General features: G+C 71.8%; 15 protein-coding genes. 10 read left to right on the top strand and 5 right to left on the bottom strand.

The window, feature by feature from the left end:
- Positions 1 to 157: 157 nt before the first annotated feature.
- The gene (nudC, locus tag ACSU6L_RS12835; protein ID WP_437056472.1) at positions 158 to 1,102 is read left to right on the top strand and encodes an NAD(+) diphosphatase; all 945 of its coding nucleotides are present in this window, start codon (positions 158 to 160) and stop codon (positions 1,100 to 1,102) included.
- Positions 1,103 to 1,200: 98 nt separating this feature from the next.
- On the opposite strand, the gene ACSU6L_RS12830 is transcribed toward nudC, so the two are convergent.
- A complete protein-coding gene (locus ACSU6L_RS12830; RefSeq protein WP_073940802.1) occupies positions 1,201 to 1,443 on the bottom strand; it encodes a mycoredoxin in 243 nt (80 codons plus the stop codon).
- A 182-nt stretch (positions 1,444 to 1,625) separates the two neighbouring features.
- On the opposite strand from ACSU6L_RS12830, the gene ACSU6L_RS12825 reads away from it, so the two are divergent.
- The 5 genes from ACSU6L_RS12825 to ACSU6L_RS12805 all read left to right on the top strand — a co-directional run bounded on the left by ACSU6L_RS12825 (position 1,626) and on the right by ACSU6L_RS12805 (position 5,527).
- The gene (locus ACSU6L_RS12825; RefSeq protein WP_437056469.1) at positions 1,626 to 3,821 is read left to right on the top strand and encodes an ATP-dependent DNA helicase UvrD2; all 2,196 of its coding nucleotides are present in this window, start codon (positions 1,626 to 1,628) and stop codon (positions 3,819 to 3,821) included.
- A 165-nt stretch (positions 3,822 to 3,986) separates the two neighbouring features.
- Positions 3,987 to 4,316: a hypothetical protein gene (locus ACSU6L_RS12820; protein WP_073940804.1), complete on the top strand. Its 330-nt coding sequence runs from the start codon at positions 3,987 to 3,989 to the stop codon at positions 4,314 to 4,316.
- 177 nt (positions 4,317 to 4,493) lie between these two features.
- Positions 4,494 to 4,862 carry a WhiB family transcriptional regulator gene (locus tag ACSU6L_RS12815; protein ID WP_020119791.1) on the top strand — a complete coding sequence of 123 codons (369 nt, stop codon included), beginning with the start codon at positions 4,494 to 4,496 and terminating at the stop codon, positions 4,860 to 4,862.
- Entirely contained in the window at positions 4,859 to 5,182 is a 324-nt protein-coding gene (locus ACSU6L_RS12810; RefSeq protein WP_437056467.1) for a hypothetical protein, read from the top strand. Before ACSU6L_RS12815 ends, ACSU6L_RS12810 begins: the two co-directional genes overlap by 4 nt.
- 135 nt (positions 5,183 to 5,317) lie before the next feature.
- A complete protein-coding gene (locus ACSU6L_RS12805) occupies positions 5,318 to 5,527 on the top strand; it encodes a hypothetical protein (protein WP_143204234.1) in 210 nt (69 codons plus the stop codon).
- 28 nt (positions 5,528 to 5,555) lie between these two features.
- On the opposite strand, the gene ACSU6L_RS12800 is transcribed toward ACSU6L_RS12805, so the two are convergent.
- Positions 5,556 to 6,920, bottom strand: a complete 1,365-nt coding sequence (locus tag ACSU6L_RS12800) for an ABC1 kinase family protein (RefSeq protein ID WP_365507510.1) — start codon at positions 6,918 to 6,920, stop codon at positions 5,556 to 5,558.
- Entirely contained in the window at positions 6,913 to 8,127 is a 1,215-nt protein-coding gene (locus tag ACSU6L_RS12795) for a TOMM precursor leader peptide-binding protein (RefSeq protein ID WP_437056464.1), read from the bottom strand. Before ACSU6L_RS12795 ends, ACSU6L_RS12800 begins: the two co-directional genes overlap by 8 nt.
- A 256-nt stretch (positions 8,128 to 8,383) precedes the next feature.
- Here ACSU6L_RS12795 and ACSU6L_RS12790 point away from each other — a divergent pair, with 256 nt between their 5' ends.
- The 4 genes from ACSU6L_RS12790 (at position 8,384) to ACSU6L_RS12775 (ending at position 12,341) form a co-directional block, all read left to right on the top strand.
- On the top strand, positions 8,384 to 8,980 hold the full coding sequence (locus tag ACSU6L_RS12790) for a M48 metallopeptidase family protein (protein ID WP_073940808.1): 597 nt from the start codon (positions 8,384 to 8,386) through the stop codon (positions 8,978 to 8,980).
- A gap of 135 nt (positions 8,981 to 9,115) precedes the next feature.
- On the top strand, positions 9,116 to 10,873 hold the full coding sequence (locus ACSU6L_RS12785) for a TerD family protein (RefSeq protein WP_437056462.1): 1,758 nt from the start codon (positions 9,116 to 9,118) through the stop codon (positions 10,871 to 10,873).
- A 13-nt stretch (positions 10,874 to 10,886) separates the two neighbouring features.
- Complete coding sequence (locus ACSU6L_RS12780) at positions 10,887 to 11,567, top strand: AIM24 family protein (protein ID WP_073940810.1); 681 nt, start codon at positions 10,887 to 10,889, stop codon at positions 11,565 to 11,567.
- Between the two features lie 18 nt (positions 11,568 to 11,585).
- Entirely contained in the window at positions 11,586 to 12,341 is a 756-nt protein-coding gene (locus ACSU6L_RS12775) for an AIM24 family protein (protein ID WP_437056460.1), read from the top strand.
- Positions 12,342 to 12,410: 69 nt separating this feature from the next.
- Here the strand turns inward: ACSU6L_RS12775 and ACSU6L_RS12770 are convergent, their stop codons facing one another.
- Both ACSU6L_RS12770 and ACSU6L_RS12765 read right to left on the bottom strand, forming a co-directional pair.
- Positions 12,411 to 12,932: an NUDIX hydrolase gene (locus ACSU6L_RS12770; RefSeq protein WP_437056458.1), complete on the bottom strand. Its 522-nt coding sequence runs from the start codon at positions 12,930 to 12,932 to the stop codon at positions 12,411 to 12,413.
- A complete protein-coding gene (locus tag ACSU6L_RS12765; protein ID WP_437056456.1) occupies positions 12,929 to 14,374 on the bottom strand; it encodes a zinc-dependent metalloprotease in 1,446 nt (481 codons plus the stop codon). The genes ACSU6L_RS12770 and ACSU6L_RS12765 overlap by 4 nt, the downstream gene beginning before the upstream one ends.
- Positions 14,375 to 14,471: the final 97 nt, after the last annotated feature.

The raw sequence follows: 14,471 nt of genomic DNA, 5'->3' as shown, positions 1-14,471 counted from the left end.
CCGCGCCCTGACGTCCGGAGCCCCGTCCCGCGCGGGGCACACTGGAGGGGCCCTCCCGCACCACCGAGCCCTTCCGGACCCGGTCGCCTCCCGTCCGTACGACCCGTTGAACCGCCGCCGAAACAAACCGCTGCACCCGGGGGAGTTGGAAGCACTCGTGACCACCTGGACCGACCTCACCGCCGACCGACCCATCTCGCTCACCGCCCCGAGCGGCGTCGACCGGGCCGCCCACCACCGGCTCGACGAGGCCTGGCTCGCCGCGGCGTGGAGCCACCCCACCACCCGCTGCTTCGTGGTCTCCGGCGGCCAGGTCCTCATCGACGAGACACCGGACGGCCGTACCGAACTCGTCATGACCCCGTCCTTCGAGGCCCCGCTCACCGAGGCGCACCGCTACTTCCTCGGCATCGACGAGGACGGCGTCAGCTACTTCGCCCTGCAGAAGGACGCCCTGCCCGGCCGCATCGACCAGTCCGCCCGCCCGGCCGGACTGCGCGAGGCGGGCCTGCTGCTGTCTCCGCGCGACGCCGGACTGATGGTGCACGCCGTCGGCCTGGAGAACTGGCAGCGCACCCACCGCTTCTGCTCCCGCTGCGGCGAGCGCACCGTGATCGCCGCGGCCGGCCACATCCGCCGCTGCCCCGCCTGCGGCGCCGAGCACTACCCGCGCACCGACCCGGCCGTGATCATGGCCGTCACCGACGAGGACGACCGCATCCTCCTCGGCCGGCAGGTCCACTGGCCCGAGGGCCGCTTCTCCACGCTCGCCGGATTCGTCGAGCCCGGCGAGTCCATCGAGCAGGCGGTGCGCCGCGAGGTCTTCGAGGAGGCCGGCGTCACCGTCGGCGAGGTCGAGTACGTGGCCAGCCAGCCGTGGCCGTTCCCGTCCAGCCTCATGCTCGGCTTCATGGCGCGCGCCACCTCCACCGACATCGACGTCGACGGCGACGAGATCCGCGAGGCCCGCTGGTTCTCCCGCGACGAGCTGGGCGCCGCCTTCGAGTCCGGCGAGGTGCTGCCGCCCTACGGCATCTCCATCGCGGCCCGCCTGATCGAGCTGTGGTACGGCAAGCCGCTGCCGACGCGCAGCGTCGTCTGACGCGTGAAACGAGAAGGCGGCCCCCGGGATATCCCGGGGGCCGCCTTCACAAAGCCGTACGGCCGTCGCCGTCACGCGCTGATCAGCACGCGCCGCCGTCACACGCCGATCTTCTGCTTGACCTGCGCCAGCGACGGGTTCGTCAGCGTGGACCCGTCGGCGAACAGCACGGTCGGCACCGTCTGGTTCCCGCCGTTCGCCTTCTCCACGAACGCGGCGGATTCCGGGTCCTGCTCGATGTTGATCTCGTTGTACGCGATGCCCTCGCGGTCCAGCTGGCTCTTCAGCCGACGGCAGTAGCCACACCACGTGGTGCTGTACATCGTCACAGTGCCCGACATCTCTTCGCGCTCCTTCGGCGGCTCGGGGGACGGGTGGTCGCTGAGGAGGGAACGTACTTGAAAGCGCCATCATTCCCTCACCCGCCCACCCGGCAGGAACCTGCGGGTGATTAATACGACTGCGAGGTCCCGCCTGTGGACAACCGGCTCGGTGGTCTCGGGCGACCTGGCAGCATGGCTGTGTGACAGCAGCAACGCACTCCCCCCTCTTCCCGCAGGCACCGGACTCTGCCGACGCGGTGCTCGAAGGGCTCGACCCCGAGCAGCGCGAGGTCGCCACCGCGCTGCACGGACCCGTGTGCGTGCTGGCCGGTGCGGGCACGGGCAAGACCCGGGCGATCACCCACCGCATCGCCTACGGGGTGCGCGCCGGAATCCTCCACCCCTCCACCGTGCTCGCCGTCACCTTCACCAACCGCGCTGCCGGAGAGATGCGCGGCCGGCTCCGCCAGCTCGGAGCCACCGGCGTCCAGGCCCGCACCTTCCACTCCGCGGCGCTCCGGCAGCTCCAGTACTTCTGGCCGAAAGCGATCGGTGGCTCGATGCCCCGGCTCGTCGACCGCAAGATCCAGCTGATCGCCGACGCGGCCGCCGCCTGCCGCATCCGCCTCGACCGCAACGAGCTGCGTGACGTCACCGCCGAGATCGAATGGTCCAAGGTCACCCAGACCGTCCCCGCCGACTACGCGCTCGCAGCCGCGAAGGCCGGCCGGGAGGCCCCCCGCGACCCGGCCGAGATCGCCCAGCTCTACTCGGCCTACGAAGACCTCAAGCGGAACCGCGCGGTCATCGACTTCGAGGACGTCCTGCTGCTGACCGTCGCCATCCTCCAGGACCGGCAGGACATCGCCGAACAGGTACGCGCCCAGTACCAGCACTTCGTCGTCGACGAGTACCAGGACGTCAGCCCCCTCCAGCAGCGCCTGCTGGAACTCTGGCTCGGCGACCGGGACGACCTGTGCGTGGTCGGCGACGCCAGCCAGACGATCTATTCGTTCACGGGAGCAACCCCCGACCATCTGCTCGACTTCCGCATCAGGCACCCCCGCGCCACCGTCGTCAAGCTGGTCCGCGACTACCGCTCCACGCCCCAGGTCGTCCACCTCGCCAACGGTCTGCTCGCCCAGGCCCGCGGCCGAGCCGCCGACCACCGGCTGGAACTCGTCTCCCAGCGTCCCGCCGGTCCCGAACCCGCCTACACCGAGTACACCGACGAACCCGCCGAGGCCGAAGGCGCCGCCCGCCGCATCCGCGACCTCCTCGACTCCGGGACCCCGGCCGCCGAGATCGCCGTCCTCTTCCGTACCAACGCCCAGTCCGAGATCTACGAACAGGCCCTCGCCGACGCCGGCATCCCCTACCAGCTGCGGGGCGCCGAGCGGTTCTTCGACCGTCCCGAGGTCCGCAAGGCCGGCGTCTCCCTGCGCGGCGCGGCCCGCTTCGGCGGCAACGACTCGGCCCTCGACGAGGCCGTCGACCTGCCCTCCCAGGTGCGCGCGGTGCTCTCGTCCGACGGCTGGACCCCCCAGCCGCCGGCCGGCTCCGGCGCCGTCAGAGAGCGCTGGGAGTCCCTGGCCGCCCTGGTGAACCTGGCGCAGGACTTCGCCGCCGCGCAGCCCGCCGCCACCCTCGCCGACTTCGTCGCCGAACTCGACGAACGGGCGAACGCCCAGCACGCCCCCACCGTGCAGGGCGTCACCCTCGCCTCCCTGCACTCGGCCAAGGGCCTGGAATGGGACGTCGTCTTCCTGGTCGGCGTCGCCGAGGGCATGATGCCGATCACCTACGCCAGAACCGACGAGCAGATCGAGGAGGAGCGCCGTCTCCTCTACGTCGGCGTCACCCGCGCCCGCTCCCGCCTGTTCGTCTCCTGGGCGCTCGCCCGCTCGCCCGGCGGCCGTCCCAACCGCCGCCCCAGCCGGTTCCTCGACGGCCTGCGCCCCGGCTCCGGCACCGCGGCCGGCCGCAGCGGGCCGGGCGGCTCCGGAGGTGTCGAGCGCGGCCTCTCCGGCCGGCCGGAGACCGCACCGCGACGCACCCAGCGCACCCCCGCCCGCTGCCGGGTCTGCGGACGCACCCTCACCGACGCCGGCGAGCTGAAGCTGCTGCGCTGCGAGGACTGCCCCTCCGACATGGACGAGGGGCTGTACGAGCGGCTCCGCGAGTGGCGCGCGGACCAGGCACGGCTCAGCGGCCAGCCCGCGTTCTGCGTCTTCACCGACAAGACGCTGATGGCGATCGCCGAGACCGTCCCCGACGACGACCGCGAACTGGCGCGCATCCCCGGCGTCGGAGTGCGTAAGCTCAACCGCTACGGAGCCGACGTACTGGCGATCTGCGCAGGCCAGGACGTCGGTTCGGGAGAAGACGACGACTGATACGAACTCGTCGAAAAAATAGTTTGCGCATGCCCCAGCAATCCCCATAGGTTCTTAGGCGTGGGAACGGCGGCCTTCTCGAAGGCCCCGATTCCGTGTTGTACTTGCATATCCGTCGGACTGGCTCACCCCAGTCCCCCGAGACGCCGAGAGGAGGCGAGTCCAGTGATCAGCATCAACAGCAGCTCCATCAGCAGCGTGAAAATGACCGATCGCTCGGTCGTCGCCTCCCTGTGCATGCTCGGCGCCTCGGACCAGGGCACCGGTCTGTCCGGCATTCGTGCCGTCCGTCCGGCGTCCTCCCTGTCTCTCGCGGGCCTTCCCGTCCGCGAGCGCAATGAGCGACCGACCAAGGCACTGGAAGCGGCAGTAGAGGCACGGGCACACGCCTATGCCTTTACGGCGACCGGTGCCGGATTCCGGACGCAGCAGACGACGCAGCACCACCTGATGTGGGCCTTCCGTGGGCCAGAACCCTGGAGTGATCCAGCCTGATCGGCGATCAGGCCGGCGCCTTCAGGGCCGCGGAACCCCATCCGGGATCCGCGGCCCTTCTGTTTGTCCACGAACGTGGATGACAGAGCGAAGGGGCCTCGGGACAGGAAAAAAGAGCCCGGTACCAGCCGCCAACCGGTCCACCCGACCGGAACGACCAGACGAGGAAGACGAACCGTGCAACTCGAAGCGCACGCCCCGTCCGTACCGCCTTCCGAAACGATCCCCCCGCCCGGCCTCACGGAGGACTCCACCTTGATCCCCCTCACCGCGCTCACCGCGCTCGACGACGCCATCGAGAACCTCGGCGTACCCGTCCCGTGCCGCTCGTACGACCCGGAGGTCTTCTTCGCCGAGTCGCCGGCCGACGTCGAGTACGCCAAGTCGCTGTGCCGCACCTGCCCGCTGATGGAGGCCTGCCTCGCCGGCGCCAAGGAGCGGCGTGAGCCCTGGGGCGTCTGGGGTGGCGAGCTGTTCGTCCAGGGTGTCGTCGTCGCCCGGAAGCGGCCGCGTGGCCGCCCGCGCAAGAACCCGGTCACGGCATGAACACCGCAGGAACGATCGACCGTCCCCTCACGCACGACCCCCAGAAGCAGGCCCCGATGAAGCCGTCCACCAGCGAGCCCACCAGCTCCGCAACCACAGACTTCACCACCACCGGCGCGATCGGCTCGCGTCAGAACAGGAACCGAGAGATGCAACTCATCCCAGAAGCCCTGGCTCGTGCGCATATGCACGACCGCCTGCATGAGGCGCAGCGGGAGCGCCGGGCCGTGAGCCTGGCCGCCGCTCGCCGGATGCAGCGCCGGGCCGAGCGCGCCTCGCTGCGCGCCCGCCGGGCGCTCGCCCTCGCCGTCATGCAGTAACCCGTCACGCCGAAGCGGCGGCCTCCCGGATCCGGGAGGCGAAAGCTCCCCGCGGGGGCCGGTCCGTCCGAACGGACCGGCCCCCGCGGTGCGTTGCGACCGCGGATCGGCCGACCACGGCGTTATCGTCGCCAGGTGACGAGTCTTTCCGGAGGCAGTGACGACGGGGGCTCCGCCAAGGAGCCCGGGCCCCTCGTGTGCGCCCGCTGCGGCACCCCGGCGAACGGCCCACAGCCGACGTGGACCTGCTCTGTGGAGAACGGCGTCCGCCAGTACTTCTGCGACACCTGCTCCCGGCGGAACCTCAGAGCGATCGAGGGCCGGCTGGACTCGGCCTGGTGGTAGCGGCCATCGGGACTCATGCCCCCGAGGCTCACGCCTCCGCGGCCGTCTCCTCGGACGGATCGCCCTCCACGAACCCCGGCAGCCACTCCTCCAGCTCGTCGCGCAGCCGGACGGTCGCACCCAGCTGGCACAGGACACCGATGGTGCTCAGCGTGACGCGGTGTATCAGCAGGTACGCCGGAGGCAGGTTCAGCTGCTTGCCGAGCTGGTAGGCGGGGGAGCGGATGTCGGCGATCCGGGCGGCCTGGCTGCGGATCCAGCCGCGCGTGAAGGTGAACTCCTCGGCCTCCGCCGGTTCGATGATCGGCAGGAGGTAGTCGAGCACCGCGTCCGGGTCCAGTTCGATGGACTCCTTGACGAAGCCCTCCGCGCGCAGCATGTCGTAGACGGCCTGTGCCTCGCCGTCGAGGGTCATGCGCAGGGACTCGCCTATCGGGGTCGGCAGACCGCCCGGGAGGCGGTCGACGGTGCCGAAGTCCAGCACACCCAGCCGCCAGTCGCCCTCCCCGTCGGGACCGCCGGGCAGCAGCCGGAAGTTCCCGGGGTGCGGGTCGGCGTGCAGCAGGCCGGTGCGGGCGGGACCGGAGAACAGGAAGCGGGCGAGGAGCTGGCCGGCGCGGTCACGCTGCTCCGGCGTGCCGTCGGAGATGACCTCCGACAGCGGGACGCCGTCGATCCACTCAGTGATCAGGACCTGGTCGCACTGGTGGACCACGGCGGGCACCACCACGTCCGGGTCGTCGGCGAACTCCTCGGCGTGCACCCGCTGGGCCTGTGCCTCCAGGCCGTAGTCCAGTTCCTCCGAGACGCGGTCCTTCAGCTCGGTGATCAAGGGCTTGATGTCCATGCCCGGGATCAGCGGACCCAGCAGCCGGGCGAAGCGGCTGAGCTGGTTGAGGTCGGAGAGCAGTGCCTCGCCGGCGCCCGGGTACTGCACCTTGACCGCGACCTCACGGCCGTCGTGCCACACCCCTCGGTGCACCTGGCCGATCGAGGCCGCCGCCGACGGCTTGTCCTCGAACTCCAGGAACAGCTCCCGCCAGTCCTCCCCGAGCCCCTGCGCGAGCACCGAGTGCACGGTGCGCGTCGGCATCGGCGGGGCGGCCTCCTGGAGCTTGGTCAGGGCCGCCCGGTAGGGGCCGGCGACCTCTTCGGGCAGCGCCGACTCGAAGACGGACAGGGCCTGCCCGAACTTCATCGCGCCGCCCTTGAGCTCCCCGAGCACCTTGAACAGCTGCTCGGCCGTGCGCTGTTGCAGCTCGCGGCCGACGATCTCCGCGGACTCGCCGACGATCCGCTTGCCCAGGCCCCAGGTCGCCCGGCCGGCGAAGCCGAGCGGGAGCGCGGCGAGCTTGGCGGTCCGGGTGACCGCCTTCCGGGGAAGATCAGACATGCGCCCTCCAAGTCCCAGCCGGCCGCGCCGCGCCTGCCGGACGGCCTACCCGCGTTGACGACCCTTGCTCCGCCATTGTCTCGTGTGCCGCCGATTTCAATGAGGCCTGTTCCCCCTTGGCTTTCTCTGCCGCCCCGCACGGGCATGCGGAGTGTGCCCAAACCGGCCTCGCATGCCACTGGAGGCCGGGGAGTGAGACCTCCCAACGGGCTCCCGTGCTCGAGGGGGCGTGGCCGTCGAGGAAGGCGAGCGCGTGCGCGGCCGCCAGCCCGGCCACCGTGGTGGCGAGTGTCACATCGCAGGGCCGCGCCTGGCGCTGTCCGCCCGACCGCCACTGGGCGACCAGCCGGGGCCAGGTGGGGTCCCGGTCGGCGCGTGCCTCGTGCAGACAGCCGGCGCAGCCGGTCTCGCCGGGCAGGACGAGCGGGCCGACCACGCCGGTTCCCTCCACCACCCCGGCGTACAGATGCGGGGTGCCCGAGGAGATCAGCGGCGCGGCGGTGTCCGGGCCGGGGGCGTGGACCGCGACGTCGTCGCGCGGGGTGAGGACCACCAGGGAGAAGCCGGGGTCCGCGTCCCCGGTGGGGGAGCGGGGGCCGTGGCGGGGCGGGCGGTCCGGGGCGGCGGCGCGCACGGCACGTCGCGCCGCCTCGTCCCGGCGCTCGCCGACGGTCTCGGCGGGCAGCCCGCCCGGCGTCACGTCCCACGGCTCCACGCGGCCGCCGTCCCGCACGTCGACGGCACTGATGCCCGCGGCAGACAGCAGTGCCGCGAGCAGCGCGCCGACCCGGCCCGCGCCCCGTACCTGCCCCCGCTGGGCCCGGCGCGCGGCCAGCCGCTCGATCGCCTCGCCGGGTTCCGACGTGGTCAGCGAGAGGGTGGCCAGCTCGGGACGCAGCCGGTCGTAGACCTCCTGCTTGCCGCGCAGCTCCGCCGCGGCCGGCCCGCCGCCCTGCGTGTCGTCGAGGAGTCCGGCGCCGGCCAGCCGCCGTACCAGTGCGTCGACATGGCCGTCGGGCAGGTCCATCCGCCGGCCCTCCGCGCGCAGCAGGTCGAGTCCGCGGGTGCCGTTGAGCAGATCGAGGAAGCTGCCCGTGGCGGTGTCGATCGGACCCAGCGTCAGCGCGTGCGCCGGAGTCATCCCGAACTGCACGGTGTTGAGGTCACGCCAGCCGCGCCGGAGCGCGGGTTTCACCATCGGATGCATGACAGGCCCCCGTTGCCCAAGAAGTTGTGGAACATCCCGTTTGCCGATGGAAGCGCCGTTCGCGCGTATTTCCTCCCGTCCGTTCGGGTCCGGGCTTCCTCGACGTATGCCAGCATGCCCGGACCTGGCGGCGGGCGCCGGGAGTTGTCCACAGGTGGTGGATGATCGTCGTATTAATCGAGCGCACGGAGGTCGATCGGAACCGAACCTTCCCGGGGTCGGGACTTCCGCCGTGCGCAGCGGGTAACGTCGGGGCGTGCCCGCCGACCCACTGCACCGCGCCGCGACACCACAGCGCAGTACGACGAGCCAGCCGCCCGGCGGCTCGGGGGCGAGCGCGATCGAGGTGCGCAGGAGCACCCGCCGGCGAAGGACGGTGTCCGCGTACCGCGAGGGCGATCGCACCGTCGTGCTCATCCCCGCCCGGATGTCCGAGGCGGAGGAGCAGCGCTGGGTGAACGTGATGCTCGACAAGCTGGCCGCGCAGGAGAGCAAGCGGGTCCTCGGCGACGCGGAGCTGGCCGAGCGCGCGGAGCGTCTGTCGGCACAGTACCTCGGCGGCCGGGCCCGGCCCACCTCGGTCCGCTGGGTCACCAACCAGAACACCCGCTGGGGCTCCTGCACACCGGCCGAGGGCAGCATCCGCCTCTCCCACCGGTTGCAGGGCATGCCCGAGTACGTGGTCGACTACGTGCTCGTGCACGAGCTGGCCCATCTGCTGGTGCCCGGACACGGGCCCCGCTTCTGGCGGCTGCTGGAGGCCTACCCGCGGACCGAGCGGGCCCGCGGCTACCTCGAAGGAGTGGTCGCGGCCGAGCGGCTGCCCCACCTGCCCTCCGCGCGCGGCGAGTGAGCCCGGCCGCGCGGGGCTTCACCACTGGTCGGCGGAGGTTCTGTACCGGGTCTGTACCGGCTGCGTCCGTCGTCGGAGTTTGCGGTTAGCCTGGCGCGACGCACTCATATTCGGGATGGGGGACGGTCGTAACGCATGGCCAGGGAATTCCAACGCGGCCACAAGGCCAGGATCAGTGACCTCACCGCGGGCACGGATCTGTACGTAGGCGTGCAGATCTCCGCCCCCGGACTGACCTTCGACATCAGCTGCTTCGGTCTCGACGCCGACGAACGCCTCTCGGACGACCGGTACTTCGTCTTCTTCAACCAGCCGAAGTCCCCCGAGGAGTCCATCCAGCTGCTGGGCGCGCAGGCGGGCGACACGGAGTCCTTCCGGGTCACGCTCGACCGCGTCCCGCCGCAGATCCAGAAGCTGTCGTTCACGGCGACGATCGACGGCGCCGGGCAGATGTCGCAGATCGGCCCCGGATACATCCGGATCGTCGCGGGCGGCGAGGAGGTGGCCCGGTACTCGTTCAACGGCTCGGAGTTCTCCACCGAGCGGGCCGTGATGCTGGGCGACTTCTACCTCAAGGACGTGTGGCGGTTCGCCGCCGTCGGGCAGGGCTTCGACGGCGGTCTGGAGGCGCTGCTGCGTAACTTCGGCGGCGAGGTCGCGGAAGAGGAGGCCCCCGCCCCGCAGCAGCCGCAGGCCGCCGCGCCCGGATTCGCCCCGCCCGCCCAGGCCGCCGCCCCGCCCGCGTTCGGCGCCCCCGCCGCTCCGGCCCCCGCTCCCGCCCCGGCCCCGGCACCCGCCCCGGCTCCCGCCCCCCAGCCCGCCGCCGCGCAGGGCTTCGCGCCCCCGCAGGGCGCCACGCCGCCCCCGGCGCCCGCGCCGCAGATGCACGTCGCGCCGACCATCGCCGCGCCCCTCACGCCGCCCGGCGGCACCGTCCCGCCGCCCGCCCCGGCACCGACGCCCCCCTACGGGCAGCCGGCCCCGCAGCAGCCGTACGGCCAGCCGCCGCAGGCCCCCTACGGGCAGCCGCCGCACCAGCCGCAGCAGCCGTACGGCCACGCCGCCCCCGCCGCCCCGAGCGCCCCCATGCCGCCCGGTTACGCGCAGCCGCAGGCGCCCCAGGCCCCGACCCCGCCGCCCGGCTACGGCCAGCAGCCTCCCTTCGGCCAGGCCCCGGGCCAGCCGGCCCCCTACGGGGCCCCGCAGGGCATGCCTCAGGGCGCCCCGCAGATGCCCGGTGTCGCGGGTGCGCTCCAGCAGTTCAAGGAGTCGCCCACCGGGCAGCGCTGGACCCAGCAGAACAAGAAGATGGTCCGCGTCGACCTCGGCATCGGCGGCCAGCCCGTACTGGCCCGCCAGGGCAGCATGGTGCTCTACCAGGGCAAGGTCGACTTCAGCTACAAGGGTGCCGGTTTCGCCGGCCGCATCGCCGGCAACGCCACCGGCCAGGAGATGCAGCTGATGCGCTGCACCGGCCAGGGTCAGGTGTTCCTCGCCGAGAACTCCACGATGCTGCACCCGATCGAGCTTCAGGGCGACGGCATCTGCGTCTCCGCCGAGAACGTCCTCGCCTTCGACGAGAGCCTCCAGTACGAGGTCCGCCGGATCGAGGGGCACGGCATCCCCGGTGGCGCGCTGTTCACCATGCAGTTCACGGGCACCGGCACGATCGTCGTCAAGACGCACGGCACGCCCGTCGTCCTGCCGGTCACGCCGACCACGTTCGCCGACTGCAACGCCGTGGTCGCCTGGTCGGCCGCCTCCCAGGTGGTCGTCTCCAGCCAGGTCCGGATGCGCCGCAACGCCTACCCCGGCGACACCGGGGAGAGCGTCAACCTCCAGTTCCGGGGCGCGCCCGGCAACTTCATCGTCGTCCAGCCGTACGAGATCTGAGGGAGAGCCCGTCATGAACCAGCCGCTCGCGGGCTACGCCCCCGCACCCGTGGCCGCGCGCATGGAGAACCACGGCAACCACATGCTGAAGGTCGCCATGCAGACCGGAAACGACCTCCTCGCGCGCGTGGGGTCGATGGTCGCCTACGAGGGGTTCATCCAGTACGAGCCCAACCCGCCGGCCGTGCGTCAGATCGCCAAGGACTGGATGACCGGCGAGGGCGCGCCCCTGATGAAGTGCTCCGGTGACGGACTGCTCTACCTCGCCGACTACGGCGCCAACGTCGTCGTGATCAATCTCAACGGCGACGGCATCTCCGTCAACGCCACCAACCTGCTCGCCTTCGACGCGCACCTCTCCTGGGGCGTGGAGCGGGTCAAGGGCCTGGCGAAGTTCGCCGGTCAGGGCCTTTGGAACACCAGGATCTCCGGGCAGGGCTGGGTCGCGCTGACCTCCCGGGGCAAGCCGATCGTCGTCGACTGCGGCGGCGGTGAGGACGAGACGTACGTCGACCCGGACGCCCTCGTCGCCTGGTCCCCGAACCTCAAGGTGAAGGGCAAGCGCAGCTTCAAGGCGCAGTCGCTGATCGGCCGGGGCAGCGGGGAGGCCTACCAGATGGCCTTCTCCGGGCAGGGCATCGTCGTCGTCCAGCCCAGCGAGGACAGCACCGACCGCCTCCGGATCCGGGGCTGAGGGGGAGCCAGAAACACCATGCAGAGTCCGCTTTTCGCCTACAACGAGCAGCAGACCCAGGACCGCTGGAGCCTGCAGAACAAGCAGATGCTGCGCGTCGCCCTGGAGGGCCACGACGACATCCTGGCCCGCAAGGGCACCATGGTCGCCTACCAGGGCCTCGTGGAGTTCGACGCGGAGTTCCAGAGCAACGGCGAGTCACGCGCGCGTGCCCGCACCGGCGAGGGCCTGGACCTGATGCGCTGCCACGGGCAGGGCACGGTCTACCTCGCCAACCTCAAGCAGCACGTCCACGTGATGGACGTGGACCAGGACGGCCTGACCGTCGACAGCAGCTACGTCCTCGCGATGGACTCGTCGCTGCACCACGAGGTCATCGCCGTGGACAGCCTGTACGGCATCTCCGGCTCCGGGAAGTACCAGCTCAACATCACCGGTCGCGGCAAGGTCGCGCTGATGACCTCGGGCATGCCGCTGATGATGCAGGTGACGCCCGACAAGTACGTCAACTGCGACGCCGACGCCATCGTCGCCTGGTCCACCTCGCTGCGGGTGCAGATGCAGGCCCAGACGCACTCCTCGGGGATCTGGCGGCGCCGCGGCAACACCGGCGAGGGCTGGGAGCTCAGCTTCATGGGCACCGGCTACGCGCTGGTCCAGCCCAGCGAGCTGCTGCCGCCGCAGAACGCCCAGATCGGCTCGGGCATCGCCGCGCAGTACGGCATGGGCCAGCAGGGCGCCCGGGGACAGAACCAGGGCAACGTCTGGAACTGAGCCCGCGGCCCAGGTGAGGCCAGCAGCATCGGTGAGGGGTGACCGCAACGGCGGTCACCCCTTAGACGTTCAGAGCCTGGCGCGCGTGGCTTCCAGGAGCCGTACGACCGACTCGTCGGCCACGTCCGCCACCTCGTCGTAGGCGAACCAGCGCAGGTCCAGGGACTCGTCGCTGATCGCCTGGACCGCGCCGGGCGGCGCCAGGACCGCGTACTGCACGTCGAAGTGGACGTGGCACGGCGGGGGGATCGGATGGCGGTCCAGCCGCACCGGGCCGCCCGGCAGCAGGGTCAGTCCCGCGACGCCGGACTCCTCGGCGGCCTCGCGCAGGGCCGCAGCGGCCAGCGAGGTGTCTCCCGGCTCGCAGTGGCCGCCCATCTGCAGCCACATCCGCAGCTTGCGGTGCAGCGTGAGCAGCACCCGGCCGTGCTCCGGGTCGACGACCAGGGCGCTCGCCGTGATGTGGCCCGCGTGGCAGGCCTTCCACATGCCGTCCGGGTGCGCCGCGAGGTGGTCGAGGTAGGCCTGGCGCAGCTCGGGCTGGTCCTCGTACCGCTTCAGGACGAGGACCGCGTCGTCGTACAGGCTCACTCGGTCTCGTCGCCCTTGCCGTCGCCCTCGGCCTCGCCCTGGTCCTTCTTGCGCAGGTCCGGCTTGTGCGCCACCTCGCCGAGCATCTTGTCCAGCTCCGAGAAGTCCAGCTGCTCGCGGTGGACGAAGCCGTCCGGGTCGTCCAGGTCGGTGGCCGTCGGCAGCATGTCCGGGTGGTGCCACAGGGCGTCCCGGCCGTCGACGCCGCGCGCGTCGGTGAGCGAGGCCCACAGCCGGGACGCGTCACGCAGCCGGCGCGGGCGCAGCTCCAGGCCGATCAGCGTGGCGAACGTCTGCTCGGCGGGCCCGCCCGAGGCGCGGCGGCGGCGCAGGGTCTCGCGCAGGGCGTCCGCGGACGCGAGGCGGGGCTTCGCGGCCGCGTGCACCACCGCGTCCACCCAGCCCTCCACGAGCGCCAGAGCGGTCTCCAGACGGGCCAGGGCGGCCTTCTGCTCCGGGGTGTCCTCCGGCTGGAACATGCCCTGCTGAAGGGCGTCCTGCAGCTGCTCGGGGTTCTGCGGGTCGAACTGGCCGACCACGTCCTCCAGCTTGGCGGTGTCGACCTTGATGCCGCGCGCGTAGCCGTCGACCGCGCCGAACAGGTGCGAGCGCAGCCACGGCACGTGGGCGAACAGGCGCTGGTGGGCGGCCTCGCGCAGGGCGAGATACAGCCGCACCTCCTCCTTGGGCACGCCCAGGTCCTTGCCGAACGCCTCGATGTTCACCGGCAGCAGCGCGGCCTTGCCGGCCGGGCCGAGCGGCAGGCCGATGTCGGTGGACCCGACGACCTCGCCCGCGAGCACGCCGACGGCCTGCCCGATCTGTGTGCCGAACATCGCGCCGCCCATCGAGCGCATCATGCCGATCAGCGGGCCGGCCATGGCCTGCATCTCCTCCGGCAGGACATCACCCATGGCGTTGCCGACGCGCTCGGCGACCGGGTCGACCAGCTCCCGCCACGCGGGCAGGGTCGCCTCGACCCACTCCGCGCGGCTCCACGCCACGGCGGAGCCGGCACCGGACGGCAGCGAGGTGGCGTCGTCCAGCCACAGATCGGCCAGACGGACGGCCTCCTGGACCGCGCTGCGCTCGGCGGGGCCGACGCTCGCGTCCTTGGTGCCGTCCTGCGTGCCCTGGGCGACCGTCTGGCGGGCGATCTGCTTGGCCATGTCCCAGTTCACCGGGCCGCCCTCGTAGGAGAGCATCTGGCCCAGCTGCTGGAACGCGGCGCCCAGGTCGGTGGGGTTCAGGGAACCGAACATGGCAGCGAGCGGATTGTCCGCACCGGGGCCACCAAAGCCTCCGGCGCCGGGCAGCGACCCGAAACCGAACGGGTTGGCCGGTCCCTGCCCACCGCCGCTCTGCTGGTCCTTCTTCTTGCCCTCGTCGCCGTTCTCCGGCTCCTCCGGCGGAAGGCCGAATCCGAATGGGGTGTCACTCACGGGATTCCTCGGCTGGTAAGGCCGCCGGTTCTTTCCCCGACGGCACGACTGCCCGACAACACCACCCAGCGTAGACACCTGGGACGGATCGGGCCTC

The sequence above is a fragment of the Streptomyces sp. enrichment culture genome, assembly GCF_964272855.1.
In the GTDB taxonomy this organism is placed as follows: Bacteria; Actinomycetota; Actinomycetes; order Streptomycetales; family Streptomycetaceae; genus Streptomyces.
Note: the sequence above shows the minus strand (reverse complement) of the source record. Positions and strands in the feature narration are given on the sequence as shown.